Genomic DNA, 15,495 nt, shown 5'->3' on the forward strand with positions numbered 1-15,495 from the left:
AATTGCCCGAGGACATCTATCCCTCAGACGTGCGATCGCACGCCCACACCCGCAGGGACCTGGCGCCAGCAAGCGAAGCGGCGTTCCGGGCGTTCAGCCAGCAGGTCTTCGCCGAGGGAGCGCTGTCGACCCAGGTCAAGCAGCTGATCGCGGTGGCCGTGGCCCACGTCACCCAGTGTCCCTACTGCATTCGAGGACATACCAAGGCGGCCCTGCGCCACGGCGCAACGCGCGAGCAGTTGATGGAGGCCATCTGGGTCGCGGCGGAAATGCGGGCCGGCGGCGCCTATGCCCACTCCCTGCTCGCCATCGACGAGATGGAGAAGGCCGCGCCCCGGCCACGCGTGCCCCAGGAAGGCGACGCGTAGCCGGACTCCGGCAGCACCGCGCCCTGGTCCGGCCGCCCCGACGGTCGCATATTTTTCCTGCATAGTCGTGCCCCGAGCCGGCCGGCGCAGTTGCCATCCTTGTCGCCGCCCTACACAGTTGGCGCCGACGGGCCCTGCCCGATTCCTCACACCTGAGGCTGCTGCGACGCGATGGCGGGCGACACATTGATCCTGGCGTTGATACTCGTGCCGTTCGCGGGCAGCCTTGCGGCCGCCCTGCTGCCGGCCCGGGCGCGCACCTCCGCAGCGGTGATCGCCGGCGCCGTCGCCCTGCTCGGGCTCGCCATAGTCCTCGTGCTGTACCCGCAGGTGACCGGCGGCGGCGTGCTGCGCCGGGAAATCGCCTGGCTGCCGGGGCTCGGACTCAACCTCGTCATCCGCCTCGACGGGCTGTCGTGGCTGTTCGGCGTCATGATCTCGGGCATCGGGTTTCTCGTCGTCCTCTATGCCCGCTACTACATGTCGCCAAAGGACCCGGTGCCGCGCTTCTTTTCGTTCCTCCTGGCGTTCATGGGTTCGATGCTCGGCATCGTCATGTCGGGCAACCTCATCCAGCTCGTCATCTTCTGGGAATTGACCAGCATCTTCTCGTTCCTGCTGATCGGCTATTGGCACCAGAACGCCAACGCCCGCGACGGCGCGCGCATGGCCTTCATCATCACCGCGACGGGCGGCCTCGCGCTGTTCGTGGCCATGCTGCTGATCGGACACATCGTCGGCTCCTACGACCTGGATGTCGTCCTCGCCGCCGGCGACGCGATCCGCGAGCACGCGCTCTACCTGCCGACGCTGCTGCTGGTGCTGCTCGCCGCCTTCACCAAGAGCGCGCAGTTTCCGTTCCATTTCTGGCTGCCGCGCGCCATGGCCGCGCCGACGCCGGTTTCGGCCTATCTGCACTCGGCCACGCTGGTGAAGGCGGGCGTGTTCCTGCTGGTGCTGTTCTGGCCGGTGCTGGCCGGCACCGACGCCTGGCTGTGGATCGTCACCTACACAGGGCTCGCCACGCTGCTCATCGGCGCCTATTCGGCCATCTTCCAGCAGGACCTCAAGGGGCTGCTCGCCTACTCCACCATCAGCCACCTCGGACTGATCACCACCCTCATCGGCATGGGCTCGCCGCTGGCACTGGTGGCGGCGGTGTTCCACATCGCCAACCACGCGACCTTCAAGGCATCGCTGTTCATGGCGGCCGGCATCATCGACCACGAGACCGGCACCCGCGACATCCGCCGGCTGAGCGGGCTCGCCCGCTTCATGCCGTTCACGGCGACGCTCGCCATGGTGGCCAGTGCCGCCATGGCCGGCGTGCCGCTGCTCAACGGGTTTCTGTCCAAGGAAATGTTCTTCGCCGAGACGGCGATCCGAAACCCGAACCCGTTCGTCGACATCTCGCTGCCGTTCGTTGCCGTGCTGGCCAGCCTGTTCGCCGTGACCTATTCGCTCCGCTTCATTCACGGCGTGTTCTTCGGCCCGCCGCCCACCGACCTCGACCACGCACCGCATGAACCGCCGGCGCTGATGCGCCGTCCCATCGAGGTCCTCGTGCTGATCTGCCTGCTGGTCGGCATCGTCCCCGGGATCGCCATCGGCCCCTATCTCGCCACGGCGATGGCCGCGGTACTTGGCCCCGATTTGCCGCACTACAGCCTTTCGGTCTGGCACGGCTTCAGCACACCCCTGCAGATGAGCCTCGTGGCCCTCACCGGCGGCGTGCTGCTGTATCTGGCGTTGCAGCGCTACCTCGCCCGCGGGATCGAGGGGCCGCCGCTCATCCGCCACCTCGCCGCCCCGCGCATCTTCGAGCGCCTGATGATCCTGCTCTCCGTGAGGTGGGCCAGGGCACTGGAACGACTGTTCGGCACGCGCCGCCTGCAACCCCAGCTGGTACTGCTGGTGAGCATTTCGATCCTTGCCGCCGCCCTGCCCTTGTCGAGTGGCCTGGGAAAGCTGCCGCTGCTGCCCAATGGCGCCGATCCGGCGCTGGCCCTGGTCTGGGCCGCCGGCATGGCGTGCGCCATCGGCGCTGCGGTGCTGGCGAAGTACCACCGCCTCGCCGCCCTGATGGCGATGGGCGGCGCCGGACTGGCGACGAGCCTCACCTTCGTCTGGTTCTCCGCGCCGGACCTGGCGCTCACCCAATTGCTGGTCGAGATCGTGACCACCATCCTCATCCTGCTCGGGCTGCGCTGGCTGCCCGAGCGCCTGGAGAACGTGGGCATCGATGCCGCGGCCACGACCGGTGCCCGCGCGCGCCGGCTGCGGGATCTGCTGCTGGCCGTGCTGTCCGGCGGCGGCGTGGCGCTGCTGGCCTATGCGGTGATGACCCGTGATGCGCCGGAAAGCATCGGGCGCTTCTTCCTCGAGAACGCCTATAGCGCGGCCGGCGGGCGCAACGTGGTCAACGTCATCCTCGTCGATTTCCGCGGCTTCGATACGCTTGGGGAAATCACGGTGCTCGCCGTCGTGGCCCTGACCACCTTCGCGCTTCTGCGCCGCTTCCGGCCCGCGGCGGACAGTATCGAGCGCCCCGAGCAACAGCGTATCCAGAGTCGCCTCGAGGCCGAGGCGGACGGCGAGGCCGGGGGTTCGATCGTATCGGATTTCCTGTTCGTGCCCTCGGTGATCATGCGCTGGCTGTTCCCGGTGATGATCGTCTTCGCCGTCTTCCTCTTCCTGCGCGGGCATGACCTGCCGGGCGGCGGTTTCATTGCCGGCATCACCCTGTCCATCGCCTTCCTGCTGCAATACCTCGCCGGCGGCACGCGCTGGGTGGAGAGCCGGCTGCGCATCCTGCCCGTCTACTGGATCGGGATCGGCCTGCTGCTGGCGCTGCTCACGGGCATTGCCGCCTGGCCTTTCGGCCATCCCTTCCTCACTTCGGCGTTCCAGTATCTCGAGGTGGGGGTGATCGGCAAAGTGCCGATGGCCAGCGCGCTGCTGTTCGACCTGGGCGTCTTCGTGCTCGTCGTCGGAGCCACGGTGCTTATCCTGGTGGCCCTGGCCCACCAGTCGATTCGCGGGCCCAAGCCGGCCAAGCGGCCTCCACCGCCGATCGAGGTCGCGTCCGGCAAGAAGACGGGGAGCGCCGGATGGAGCTGATCGTCGCCCTCAGCATCGGCGTGCTGGCCGGCTCCGGGGTGTGGCTGCTGCTGCGGCCGCGCTCCTTCCAGGTCATCATCGGCTTGTCGCTGCTGTCCTATGCCGTCAATCTCTTCATCTTCAGCATGGGGCGCCTGAAGTCCGGCGCGCCGCCGGTTCTGGCCGACGGCGCCGAGCTTGCCAGCTATGCCGACCCGGTGCCGCAGGCGCTGGTGCTCACCGCCATCGTCATCGGCTTCGCCATGACGGCCCTGTTCCTCGTGGTGCTGCTCGCCGCGCGCGGCCTGACCGGAACCGACCATGTCGACGGCCGGGAGCGCTGAATTGGATCTCCTCCAGCATCTGAGCATCGCGCCGATCCTGCTGCCGTTGCTGGCAGGCATCGTGCTCGCCCTGATCGAGGACCGCCACCATGACGCCAAGCTGGCAGTGAACGTGGTCGCGACCGCAGCCCTGCTGGTGGTGGCGCTGCTGCTCTTGTGGTTCACCGCGACGGCCGGCCCCGATGCCGCCGCGACCATGAGCTACCGGCTCGGCGACTGGCCCGCACCCTTTGCGATCGTGCTCGTTGCCGATCCGCTATCGGCGCTCATGGTGGCGCTGACGGCGGTGCTCGCGCTGGCCACGGTCAGCTTCTCGGCCGCCCGCTGGCACCTGGCCGGGCAGCATTTCCACAGCCTGTTCCAATTGCAACTGATGGGCCTGTGCGGGGCATTCCTCACCGGCGACCTGTTCAACCTGTTCGTCTTCTTCGAACTGCTGCTGGCCGCGTCCTACGGCCTGATGCTGCACGGCTCCGGCACCGCTAGGGTGAAGGCCGGCCTTCACTACATCGCGGTGAACCTGGCCACGTCATCCCTGTTCCTGATCGGGGTCAGCCTGATCTATGCCGTCACCGGGACGCTCAACATGGCGGACCTGGCGCTGCGCATTCCGCTGGTGCCCGAGGGCGACCGCATGCTGCTCGAAGCGGGGGCCGCAGTGCTCGGCGTCGCCTTCCTGGTCAAGGCGGGCATGTGGCCGCTGAGCTTCTGGCTGCCCACGACCTACGCCGCCGCGGCGCCGCCGGTGGCCGGACTGTTCGCGATCATGAGCAAGGTCGGCATCTACGCGCTGCTGCGCCTGTCGATGCTGCTCTTCGGTGAGGGCAGCGGGCCTTCCGCGGGGCTCGGCGCCGAGTGGCTGTTCTATGGCGGGCTCGCAACCCTCGCCTTCGGCACCATCGGCGTCCTGGCCGCGCAGGACATGCCGCGCATGGCCGGGTACAGCGTCCTGGTCTCGTCGGGCACGCTGCTGGCCATGGTCGGCTACCAGGATGCCGCCGTGACTGCCGGCGCCCTGTTCTACCTCGTCGTCTCGACGCTGGCGTTGGCCTGCTTCTTCCTGCTCGCCGAACTGGTCGAGCGCGGCCGGGGCGCCGAGGCAGGCGTGCTGGCCCTGACCCTCGAAGCCTATGGCGACGACGAAGAGCCGGAACATGCCGAGGAAGTCGGCGTCGCCACGCCCGCGACCCTCGCCCTGCTGAGCATTGCCTTCGCCGCCTGTGCCCTGCTCATTTCCGGCATGCCGCCGCTGTCCGGCTTCGTCGCCAAGTTCGCCATGATCGGCGCGTTGTTCGACCTGGGTGACCCGGCCCCCGGCACCTGGGGGCTCGTCGCCCTGCTGATCGTCTCCGGGCTGGCAGCCAGCATCGCCATGCTGCGCGCCGGCATCAATACCTTCTGGGTGACCTTCGACAGCGACGTGCCCAGGGTGCGTGCCACGGAGATGGCACCGGTGCTGGGACTGCTCGGCCTGTGCGTCCTGCTCACGGTCGCGGCCGGCCCAGCGACGGACTTCATGGCCGAAGCGGCAGCGCTGCTGCCGCCCACCGGCTATGCCCCGGCCGTGCTGGATATGGCGGCGACCGCCGCGGGAGGCGGGCCGTGACGCGGGTCTTCGCCTACCCGCTGTTATGGCTCGCGCTGCTGGGCATGTGGCTGGCGCTGAGCGGCAGTCTCGGTGTCGGGCAGATCCTGCTCGGCGCCGGCGTCGCCAGCCTGGCCTGCTGGGCGGTTGCCACGGTGGCGCCGCCGCGGCCGCGCCTGCGCCGGCCCGGCAGCATCCTGCGCCTGTTCCTGCTGGTCCTGGCCGATGTCGCCCGCTCCAACCTGCAAGTGCTGGCGCTGGCGCTGGGCCGGCGCGAGCCGCGCTCGGCCTTCGTCAGCATTCCCCTCACTCTGACCGAACCCAACGGGCTGGCGGTGCTCGCCTGCATCGTCACGGCCACCCCCGGCAGTGCGTGGATCGACTACCGGTCGGCCACCGGCGAGGTCCTCATTCACGTCCTCGATACCGACGATCCGCAGGCCTGGGCGGCGGAATTGAAGCGCACCTACGAAAGCCTGCTGCTGGAGATCTTCCAATGAGCGCCGTGTTCCTCGCCTGGTCGATCGCTGCGGCACAGCTGATGCTCGCCATCGCCATGGCGGCAGCGGCCTGGAGGGTGCTGCGCGGCCCACGGGCCCAGGATCGCGTGCTGGCCCTCGACAGCCTCTATGTCAGTGCCATGCTGCTGCTCGTCACGTTCGGCATCCGCACGGGGAGCACCCTGTATTTCGAAGTGGCGCTGGTCATCGGCCTGCTCAGCTTCGTCGCCACGGCAGCCCTGGCCAAGTTTCTGATGCGCGGGGAGGTGATCGAATGAACGCGGGCGCGCAGCTTCCGCAATGGGCCGAGGTGGCGGTCGGCATCCTGGTGCTGGTCGGCGCCGGCATTACCCTGGCCGGCACGGTGGGGTTGGTCCGGTTCAAGACCTTCTACCAGCGCGTTCACGCGCCGACGCTCGGAACGAGCTACGGGGCGGGCTTCGTGCTGCTGGCCTCGATCCTGTATTTCTCGGTGGCCCAATCCCGGCCGGTCCTGCACGAGATCCTCATCCTCGTCTTCGTCGTCATCACGACGCCGGTGACCCTCGTCCTGTTGGCGCGCGCCGCCCTCTACCGCGACCGCGCCGAAAGCAATCCTGCGGTGCCAGGACGCAAGCCGGCCCGCCACGGCGAGGATACCCCCGGCTGAACCGCGAGTCGGCAGGGCACCGGCACGCGGATCAGAACAGCACCGCCTCCAGGTCATCGCCGGGATCGTCGACCTCGGCGTCATCCATTGCGGATACGGGTCGCCCGAGCAGGCTTTCGTGGATGCGGCGTTCGGCATCCATGGTGTAGCGCCGCCACGCCTCGTCCAGCTGTTGGTGGGCCGGCGCCGGCAAGGCATTCACATGCGGGAGGGGACCGGACGCCTGCGACAGGATCTCCGCCGCCGCATCGTGGATGGGTTCGGAAAGACGGGCGAGTTCGGAGGCACTTTCGACTGCGCTTCGCAGCCGGCCCAGGATCTGCTCGCCCGACGCCCGCATCCGCCTGTAGCCGGTGTCCAGGCGGCCGGAGCTGTCGCCGAGGAGCGCAATCGCCTTCGCCGCCGCGCGATCAACCTGCTCCTGCTTTCCCGCGTGAGACCCGGCGGTCAGGCTGCGCGCGATCTCGTCGGTGCCCGCGAGGCTGGTGGCAATGTCGCGGGCAGCCGCTCCCGCCTCGGCGGCGACGTGCCGCAGGTTCTCGCTGATGACGCTGAGCCCGAGGCCCGCTTCCCCCATCCGGCTGCACCAGATGGCGGCATTGAGGCTCAATAGGCGAATTTCGTGTTCGCTCGCCATCACAGCCTCGAGCTTGGCCAACATGTCCTCCACGGCGCCGGCGAGTTCGAGGCCGAGGGTTTCGAGGCGGGCGCGCGTCTTCCCGAATTCCTGCAGCAGGACCCGGCTCTGCGTCACCCCGCCGACGATCCCGGCGAGGGCACTCGTCCCGGCCGACAGCAGTGTCTCGGCATCGCGCCGGCCGGCGCCAAGAACGGCACCGGCTTCCTCGGCGAGGCTCTGCAAAGCCATGCCGAGCTGATCCAGTTCGAGATCGAGCTGTTGTCCCGCCGCCCGCACCTGCGCCGCCTGCAGATGGCAGACCGCGTCGATGACGGCGCCGTCCGTCGCCTCGAAAGACGCCAGCCCGGAAAGGGCCGCTTCGGCGTGTTCGAGCCGCTGCCGCGTGATATCGCCCACCTGCAGGGCGGAAACGCTCACGCTGATCTGCTGGGCAATTCCCGCATTCCTCTGACTATATGCGGCGACGCTGTCCCGCGCCCACGCCCGATGGGCTTCGATCGCGCCAAGCTGTTCATCCAGCCGGCGCCCCGCGCGCGCCGGCGTGTCCTCGTGCTGCGCGGCGAAGTCGGCGAGGCAGGCCTGCGCCACCTGCAGGCGCGTCCCGAACTGGCGGAAGCTTTCGGCGAAGGCCGCCACCGCCTCCTCGATGCTGCGGACCAGGGCCAGCATCTCCGCGGCGAAACCCGCGAAATCGTCTTCGCTGGAGCCGAGCCCGGCGGCCACGATCCTGGCGTTCAGCGCCGCCACGAGCAGCCCCCGGACCGCCCGGCGCAGCGTGTCCAGCGGCCTACGCACGGCGTCCGCCGCAGCAGCCAGGGCAACGATGTCGTTCGTCCTGGCGGTCCCGCGCGCGGCGGTCTCCCGGACCTCGGCCCCCATGACCTGCAGCTGCTGGACGGCGTCGAGGAATGCGGCGGTCTCGAACTCGGCCGGCATCGATTCGTAGCCGGCAACCATTTCCTGGATAAGGCCGATGCACCCGACCAGTTGCTCGCCCATGCGGACGAAGGCGCCCTCGATGTCCGAGCGCGGCGCCGCCAGGGCGGCTATGGTCCCGGCCAGCCCGGGGTGGCCGGACGTCGATGCAGCGCCCGCCAATGCCGCCCCGGCGGTCATGGCTGGGGGACCGCCGCCCGGATGCGCAGGATCTCGGCGGCCATGCGCGTCAGCGGCAGGACCTGCGCCGCCGCACCGAGTGCGATCGCTTCCTTGGGCATGCCGAAGACGATGCAACTGGCCTCGTCCTGGGCGATGGTCCTGGCGCCGGCGTTACGCATCTCGAGCAGGCCGCGCGCGCCGTCGTCCCCCATGCCGGTGAGCAGGATGCCCAGCGCGTTTGGGCCCGCCGCCTGCGCAGCCGAGCGAAACATGACATCGACCGACGGGCGATGCCGGGCGACGGGTGGGCCGTCCTTGATGGCGACGCGATGGTGTTCGCCGACGCGTTCGAGCACCATGTGGCGGTTGCCGGGCGCAATCAGGGCCTGCCCCGCCCCCAGCAGATCACCATCGGCTGCCTCCCTGACCTCGATGGCGCATAGCGCGTCGAGCCGGCGCGAAAACGCGGCCGTGAACTTCTCGGGCATGTGCTGCACGATCGCGATCGGGGGGCAATCGGGGGGAAGTGCGGTCAGCACCTCGCGCAGCGCTTCGGTGCCGCCCGTCGACGCTCCGATGCACACGATGCTGCCGCTGACGACGGCGCGCGCGCGCCGGATGTTCGCCGGGGGGACGATGACATCGGCCGTGAGCTTGCGTTCCACCTGCATCGCGGGCACAGGCGAGCGATTACTCAGCCGCGCCCGGGCGGCGGCCCGGGCGACATCGCAGATGCGTCGGCGCGCCTCGGCGAGCCCCTCGGCCGTATTGACGCGGGGCTTGGTGATCACGTCCACCGCGCCCGCCTCGAGGGCCTGCAGGAAGGCGGCCGATCCCTGCTCGGTGAGCGTGGAACAGATCACGACCGGAATCGGCCGCTGTGACATGAGCTTGCGCAGGAAGGTGAGGCCGTCCATGCGCGGCATCTCGATGTCGAGAAAGATGACGTCGGGGACCTCGTGCCGGATCCGCTCCGCCGCGACATAGGGATCCGGAGCCGTCGCCATGACCTCCAGCCCCGGGTCGCTGTCGATGATCTCGGTCAGCGCCTGGCGCACCGCCGCCGAGTCGTCGACGATCAGCACTCGCGCCTTGCCCCGTTTTCCCGCTCCGGACGGAGACGCGGTCACGGTCATTTGCGGAACACCCCTTGGGCGAACTGGGGCAGCCGCATGCTGGTGCCGATCATCGATTCCGAGTGACCGAGGATCAGGAAGCCGCCGGGCCGCAGGTGCGACAGCAGGCGCGACACCACCTCTTCCTGTGTCGCCTTTTCGAAATAGATAAGGACATTCCTGAGGAAGATGACATCCACGTCGCGGTCGAACGGATAGGCACGATCCATGAGGTTGAGACGCTCGAAGCGGACGAGACGGCGCAGTTCCGGCACGATGCGGACCTGCTGCCGCGCATGGGCATCACGGCCGCGCATGAGGTAGCGGTCCTGCATGTCTCGCGGAACCGGTGAAGCCATTTCCGCCGGATAGACGGCGCGTTCCGCAGCGGCCAGCGCTGCCGTCGAGACGTCGGTGCCGAGGATGGCAAAGCGAAGAGAATTGTTGAGGGCGGCAAGATCGGACATCACCATGGCAATGGTGTAGGCCTCCGCCCCCGTCGAGCTCGCGGCGCTCCAGATCTTCAGCGGCGACAACCGGCCCTCGCCGCGGCCGGCCAGCAGCAGCGGCACGATGCGATTGGCAAGGCAGTCGAAATGATCCGCTTCGCGGAAGAAGTCCGTCTTGTTGGTGGTGACGGCGTCGATGACGTGCACCAATTCGTGCGCCAAGCCATCTTCCTCGAACAGCGTCCTGCCGTATTCGGCGAGACTGGCAAGGCCCAGCTCGCGCACGCGCCGGCGCAGGCGGCTTTCCACCATGAGCCGCTTGGCCGCCGGCAGCTTGATCCCGGTCTGGCTGCTGAGCAACGCAGCGAGGCGCGAAAAGTCCTCCTCGCGGAGTCGATCGGCCGGCGGAGCCTTCGATTCTGCAAAGTCGGACGCTGCACTTTCGAGGGGCATCATCACGTTGATCCGCTGAAGCCAGCCGGCCCTAAGCCGCAACGACGGCAGGCGATGTTTCCGCCGCCAGCATTGCCGCCCGCTCCGCATCGAGCAGCCGGACCAGGTCGAGGACGACCACGAAGGTGCCGTTCCGCCGGCCGATACCCGCCAGTGCCTCGCGGCGCCACTTGCCGCCGATCTCGGGCGCAGCCTCGAGGTCCGGCGAATCGAGGGCGGTGACCTCGAAGACCCGGTCGGCCTTCAAGCCGAACAGCGCCCCGCCAGCGTCCGTGCGGGTGTCGACGACGATGATCCGGGTGCTGTCGGCGTCGTTCGTCGCCTCCATTCCGAGCCACAGTCGCAGGTCGATCACCGGCACCGACTGCCCGCGCAGGTCGAGCATGCCGAGCAGGTGCTTGGGCGCATGTGGGAGCCGGGCGACCGGCAGCGCCTCGAGGATTTCCCGCACTTGCTGCACCGGCAGCGCCAGCACCTCGTCGGTGAGGCCCAGGGTCAGGTATTGGGTCGCTTCGCTCATCTGTGATTGCCCTTTGTTCGCGCGGCCCCTTCCCTCTCCCGGGGGCCGGGAGAGGGTCGGGCCAGACGGCTGCCTGGGGGTAGGCAGCAGCTAGTCTCGATCAGGCAGCACCCTGCCGGTGGAACTCGGCATCGAGTGCATCCGAGCCGTCACCGAGGTCGAGGGCGAACCCGCCGCCGGTGCGCGGCTTCGACCGACCGAGCGACGGGGCCGCGGCAGCCACCTTCCGGTGCAGGTCGCCAACCGGGTTGCGGGTCGCCTTCGCCGGTGCCGGGGCGCGGGCAGCGGCGGCTTCCGAAGCGGCACCGCCCGTGTCATCCAGGCGGAAGTAGCCGATGGCCGCCTGCAACTGCTCGGCCTGCGCGGCGAGTTCCTCGGCGGTCGAGGACATCTCCTCGGCGGCCGACGTGTTCTGCTGGGTCACCTTGTCCAGCTGCTGGATGGCGGCGTTGATCTGCGTCGCACCGACGTTCTGCTCGTTCGACGCGGCCGAGATTTCGGCGACCAGCGCGGCCGTCTTCTGGATGTCCGGGACCAGATGCGTCAGCATCTCCCCGGCCGACTGCGCGGCCTTGACGGTGCTGCCGGACAGGGCGGAGATCTCCTGTGCTGCCGACTGGCTGCGCTCGGCCAGCTTCCTCACTTCGGAAGCGACGACCGCGAAGCCCCGACCGTGCTCTCCGGCGCGGGCAGCCTCGACAGCGGCGTTGAGGGCGAGAAGGTCGGTCTGGCGCGCGATCTCCTGCACGATCAGGATCTTCTCGGCGATCGTTTCCATCGCGGCAACCGCTTCGCCGACAGCCTTGCCGGACTGCTCGGCATCCACCGCCGCCTTGCGGGCAATGGTCTCGGTCTGCCCGGCGTTATCGGCGTTCTGCTTGATGTTGGCAGCCATCTGCTCGACCGAGGCCGAGGCCTCTTCGGTCGAGGAGGACTGCTCCACCGCTCCCTGGCTCAGCTGCTCGGACGCCGCGGACATCTCCTGGCTGCCGGAAGCGACGTTGCGCGTCGCGGCAGTGACCTCGCTGACCACGTCCTTGAGCCTGCGAACCATCAGGTTCAGGGCATCGATCAGGTCCTTGATCTCGTCGTTGGACTTGACCGAGGCGGAAGCGTTGAGGTCGCCCGCCGCCACGGAGTTGGCGAGCCCGAGCGCGCTGGACACCGCCCGCGTGATGCTGACGACGATCCATGCGGCGACGGCGATCGCGACCAGAGTGGCGACGAGGAGCAGGGCGAACATGGTGGTCACGCCGTTCTGGTATACCTCGTGGGCAGTCCGGCCGCTCTCCTCGACGAGATCGCTCTGGAAGGCGACGAAATCGTCGATGGCGGCGATGAAACCGCCGAGCGCGGGGATGAGCGTCGAGGACGCGGCCCGCACCGCCATTTCCTTGTTGCCGGCCGCGATGTTGCGGTCGATTTCGGCAAACGCCGCCACGTAGGGCTTGCGCGCCTCCTTCATCGCCTCGAAGCGACGCTTGCCCTCGGGATGGCGCACGATCGGATCGAGTTCCCCGATCATCGCCGTGATCGCCTCGACATTGCCGGCGATGCGGGTGCGCAGGGCGTCCTGCTTGGCCTGGCTGTCAGCCAGGACCAGTTCGAGGTTGGCCCGCGCATTGTCGTTGGCGCGGTCCATGATGCTGTTGGCTGCCCGCGCCTTGACCCAGTCCTGTTCGACGATCTTGTCCACGTTGTCGTTCAGGCTGCCCATGTTGAGGATGCCGGCCAGCATCCCGCCTGCAGCCAGCAGGACCACGGTCGCGAACGCCGCCCCCAGCTTGACCTTCAGTGTCAGTCTCATGTTTCGGTCCTTCCTTCCGATTGCAGGGCGTCTTCTTCGCCCCCCTCTGTTCCGAAGATGCGCCCCAAATCGGGGACGATGACAAAGCCCTCGCCCCGGCGGGCGATACGGCGCACATATTCCGGCCGCCAGCGCATCCCCACGGCGGGGGGAGCCTCCATGGTGGCCGTCTCGAGATCGGTGACGTCGTTCACGCGGTCGGCGACGATGGCGACGATGGTCGGCTCGCCGTCGATAGCGACCTCGAGCACCACGATGCGCGTATCGGCGTCCGGCTCCTTGCGGTTCATGCCGAACACGACGCGCAGGTCCGCCAGCGGCACGACGCGGCCCCGGACGTTGATCAGCCCCCTGACAAAGCCCGGGCTGTTGGGGACCTCGCAGATCGGCACGAGGTCGAAGATCTCCCGTACGCTGGTCGCCTCAATGGCGAACACTTCCCGGTCGAGGCCGATGGTGAGCGCGTTGAATGCGTCCGTGGCCGTCACGGCGGCAGGGTTCGCTGCCGGCGATTGGAGTGTCATGCCGCCCTCCCTGTCTGTGGTGCCCTGAGGCGCCCTTCGAGAGTCTGCCCACAGCGCACCAGATGCGGCACGTCGAGGATCAGGGCGACGGTGCCATCGCCGAGGATGGTCGCGCCCGAGAACTCCTGGACCGTCGCATGCAGCTTGGACAGGGACTTGATCACCGTCTGGCTGTTGCCCAGGATCTGGTCGACGACCAGCCCGACGCGGTGCTCGCCCGCAGACACGATGACGACCTTGGGGAACGGCTCTTCGGAGGCCGAGACCTGGAACAGTTCCCGGAGCCTGAGGAACGGCACGAGCTTGCCGCGGATGCTGAGGAAATTGCGGCCGCTGCTGCTGCTGGCGATCGCGTCGGGCGGCAGTTCCACGCATTCCTCGACCGCCGAAAGCGGGATGGAGTAGCGGCCACGGCCGACCCGCACCAGCATGCCCTCGATGATGGCCAGGGTGAGCGGCAGGCGCAGCCGCACCGTTGTCCCCTCGCCCGGCACGGAATCGACTTCGATGCTGCCGCGCAGCCCGTCGATCGTGCGCTTGACGACGTCCATGCCGACGCCTCGTCCCGACACGGAGGTCACCTCCGTCGCGGTCGAAAAGCCGGGGTGGAAGATGAACTGCCGCAGCTCACGCGCCGGCAGGTTCGCACCGGGAGCGATCAGCCCGGCCTGCTCCGCCTTGGCGCGGATGCGCTCGAGGTCCAGCCCGGCGCCGTCGTCGGAGATCGAAATGACGACTTCCGCGCCGGTATGGGCGGCCGCGAGCCGCACCTGGCCGCGCCGGGACTTGCCGGCTGCCTCGCGGCTCGCGGCCTGCTCGAGACCGTGGTCCACGGCGTTGCGGATGATGTGGACGAGCGGGTCGGCCAGCCGCTCGATCATGGTCTTGTCGAGTTCGGTTTCCTCGCCCGAAGTCACGAATTCGACCTGCTTGCCCAGGGTCGCCGAAAGGTCGTGCACCAGCCTGCGGAAGCGGCCGAACAGCGTCCCGATGGCCAGCATGCGCACGCTCATGGTGGTGTCGCGCAGGCCTGCGGCGAGGCGCTCGATCTCTTCGGCCACCGTCTTGAGGGCGCCGTCGTGGCTGCCCGTGGCGAGCTGCGAGAGCCGCGCCTGTGCGATCACCAGCTCGCCCACGCGATCCATGAGCTCGTCGAGGCGCTCCGCCGAGACGCGCAAGGAGGTGGTGTCGACGCCCGGCCTGGCGACGCTCGGGTGCGCTTCGGGGGGCTCGCCAATTGCTGCCGCGGTCACGGGGGAGCCGGCCTCGGCAGCTTCCGGCTCGGCAGCGGACGGCGCACCGAGGCGCGACAGCGAGAATTCCATGTCGTCGCGCAGGAAGATGAAGACATCCTCGATCGCTTCGCGCGACGCCGGCGTCTTGAGCCGTACTTCCCAGGCGAGATAGCAGCTGGTGGGATCCAGCTGCTCGAGCTCCGGGACGTCGTCGCTGTCAGCGCTTACCGAGCAGTCGCCGAGCGACCTGAGGTCGTCGAGCAGCAGCACGGGGTTGGTGCCGAGCGCGAGGGCATCGGGCGGCAAGCGGAAGGCGAGGTGCCAGTCGGGCGCGCCTGCGGCGTCCGGCGCGGGGGCCGCAGCCATGTCCGGCGCCAGGCCCTGAACGCTGCCCCGCAGCCGCGCCAGGATGGCGTCGCCCTCGGCGTCCTGGCCGCCCCCCGGCGTCATGATGAGGGACGAGACGTGGTCCTTGGCACTGAGCGCGATCGAGATGAGATCGGCGCTGATCGGGGCGGCGCCCTTGCGTACCAGGTCAAATGCCGTCTCGAAGTCGTGGACGAAGGCGGCGACGGCGTCGAAGCCGAACATCGACCCCGATCCCTTCAGCGTGTGCAACGCCCGGAAGGCAGTGTCGACGAGTTCGTGATCGGCGGGACGCTGGCCAAGGTCGAGCAGGGCCTGCTCGAGCTGCTCCAGCAACTCGCGGGCTTCCTGGCGGAACGTATCGGTGGGATCGGTGCGCATCAGCCGGCGACCTTTCTGACCACGGCCAGCAACTGGTCCTGCTTGAACGGCTTGACGATCCAGCCCGTGGCGCCGGCAGCCCTGGCCTGCTGCTTTACCTCATCGCTGGATTCCGTCGTGAGGAACAGGATCGGCACGCCCGTGCTCGCGGGGTGGGCCCGGTACTTGCGGATGAAATCGAGGCCGCTCATCACCGGCATGTTGAGGTCGGTGATGACGGCGCTCACGGCATTCGCCGTGGCCTTGCCGTAGCCGTCGGCGCCATCGCAGGCCTCGAGCACGCGATAGCCCGCGGCCGACAGCGTGACGGAAACCATCTGCCGGATGGAAGCGGAGTCGTCGATGGTCAGTATTGTCTTGCT

15 protein-coding genes are annotated in these 15,495 nt (G+C 68.6%); 7 read left to right on the top strand and 8 right to left on the bottom strand.

All coding sequences use genetic code 11. From position 1 onward, the window contains the following. The 7 genes from VGD93_RS00790 to mnhG all read left to right on the top strand — a co-directional run. A partial coding sequence (locus tag VGD93_RS00790; RefSeq protein WP_395008220.1) for a carboxymuconolactone decarboxylase family protein occupies positions 1 to 368 on the top strand: 368 nt, incomplete at its 5' end. Positions 369 to 539: 171 nt separating this feature from the next. Further along, the gene (locus VGD93_RS00795; RefSeq protein ID WP_395008221.1) at positions 540 to 3,488 is read left to right on the top strand and encodes a monovalent cation/H+ antiporter subunit A; all 2,949 of its coding nucleotides are present in this window, start codon (positions 540 to 542) and stop codon (positions 3,486 to 3,488) included. Beyond that, on the top strand, positions 3,479 to 3,811 hold the full coding sequence (locus tag VGD93_RS00800; RefSeq protein ID WP_395008222.1) for a Na+/H+ antiporter subunit C: 333 nt from the start codon (positions 3,479 to 3,481) through the stop codon (positions 3,809 to 3,811). The genes VGD93_RS00795 and VGD93_RS00800 overlap by 10 nt, the downstream gene beginning before the upstream one ends. Position 3,812: 1 nt before the next feature. Continuing rightward, a complete protein-coding gene (locus tag VGD93_RS00805) occupies positions 3,813 to 5,417 on the top strand; it encodes a monovalent cation/H+ antiporter subunit D (RefSeq protein WP_395008224.1) in 1,605 nt (534 codons plus the stop codon). Beyond that, positions 5,414 to 5,896, top strand: coding sequence for a Na+/H+ antiporter subunit E (locus VGD93_RS00810; RefSeq protein ID WP_395008226.1), 483 nt, complete (start codon positions 5,414 to 5,416; stop codon positions 5,894 to 5,896). Before VGD93_RS00805 ends, VGD93_RS00810 begins: the two co-directional genes overlap by 4 nt. Then, positions 5,893 to 6,174, top strand: coding sequence for a K+/H+ antiporter subunit F (locus tag VGD93_RS00815; protein WP_395008228.1), 282 nt, complete (start codon positions 5,893 to 5,895; stop codon positions 6,172 to 6,174). The genes VGD93_RS00810 and VGD93_RS00815 overlap by 4 nt, the downstream gene beginning before the upstream one ends. Next, on the top strand, positions 6,171 to 6,545 hold the full coding sequence (gene mnhG, locus VGD93_RS00820; RefSeq protein ID WP_395008230.1) for a monovalent cation/H(+) antiporter subunit G: 375 nt from the start codon (positions 6,171 to 6,173) through the stop codon (positions 6,543 to 6,545). Before VGD93_RS00815 ends, mnhG begins: the two co-directional genes overlap by 4 nt. Before the next feature lie 31 nt (positions 6,546 to 6,576). Here the strand turns inward: mnhG and VGD93_RS00825 are convergent, their stop codons facing one another. The 8 genes from VGD93_RS00825 to VGD93_RS00860 all read right to left on the bottom strand — a co-directional run bounded on the left by VGD93_RS00825 (position 6,577) and on the right by VGD93_RS00860 (position 15,486). Then, the gene (locus VGD93_RS00825) at positions 6,577 to 8,301 is read right to left on the bottom strand and encodes a hypothetical protein (protein ID WP_395008232.1); all 1,725 of its coding nucleotides are present in this window, start codon (positions 8,299 to 8,301) and stop codon (positions 6,577 to 6,579) included. After that, the gene (locus VGD93_RS00830) at positions 8,298 to 9,419 is read right to left on the bottom strand and encodes a protein-glutamate methylesterase/protein-glutamine glutaminase (protein ID WP_395008234.1); all 1,122 of its coding nucleotides are present in this window, start codon (positions 9,417 to 9,419) and stop codon (positions 8,298 to 8,300) included. The genes VGD93_RS00825 and VGD93_RS00830 overlap by 4 nt, the downstream gene beginning before the upstream one ends. Then, positions 9,416 to 10,303 carry a CheR family methyltransferase gene (locus VGD93_RS00835; RefSeq protein ID WP_395008236.1) on the bottom strand — a complete coding sequence of 296 codons (888 nt, stop codon included), beginning with the start codon at positions 10,301 to 10,303 and terminating at the stop codon, positions 9,416 to 9,418. Before VGD93_RS00835 ends, VGD93_RS00830 begins: the two co-directional genes overlap by 4 nt. A 28-nt stretch (positions 10,304 to 10,331) precedes the next feature. Continuing rightward, on the bottom strand, positions 10,332 to 10,820 hold the full coding sequence (locus VGD93_RS00840; protein WP_395008238.1) for a chemotaxis protein CheW: 489 nt from the start codon (positions 10,818 to 10,820) through the stop codon (positions 10,332 to 10,334). Positions 10,821 to 10,920: 100 nt separating this feature from the next. Continuing rightward, positions 10,921 to 12,627, bottom strand: coding sequence for a methyl-accepting chemotaxis protein (locus tag VGD93_RS00845; RefSeq protein ID WP_395008240.1), 1,707 nt, complete (start codon positions 12,625 to 12,627; stop codon positions 10,921 to 10,923). Next, a complete protein-coding gene (locus VGD93_RS00850) occupies positions 12,624 to 13,151 on the bottom strand; it encodes a chemotaxis protein CheW (RefSeq protein ID WP_395008242.1) in 528 nt (175 codons plus the stop codon). Before VGD93_RS00850 ends, VGD93_RS00845 begins: the two co-directional genes overlap by 4 nt. Then, positions 13,148 to 15,133, bottom strand: a complete 1,986-nt coding sequence (locus VGD93_RS00855; protein WP_395008243.1) for a chemotaxis protein CheA — start codon at positions 15,131 to 15,133, stop codon at positions 13,148 to 13,150. Before VGD93_RS00855 ends, VGD93_RS00850 begins: the two co-directional genes overlap by 4 nt. After that, positions 15,133 to 15,486 (bottom strand): response regulator, encoded by a 354-nt coding sequence (locus VGD93_RS00860; protein WP_395008245.1) that lies wholly within the window; start codon positions 15,484 to 15,486, stop codon positions 15,133 to 15,135. Before VGD93_RS00860 ends, VGD93_RS00855 begins: the two co-directional genes overlap by 1 nt. Between the last annotated feature and the right edge of the window lie 9 nt (positions 15,487 to 15,495).

The organism is Devosia sp. (genome assembly GCF_036406155.1).
Classification (GTDB): Bacteria; Pseudomonadota; Alphaproteobacteria; order Rhizobiales; family Devosiaceae; genus Devosia_A.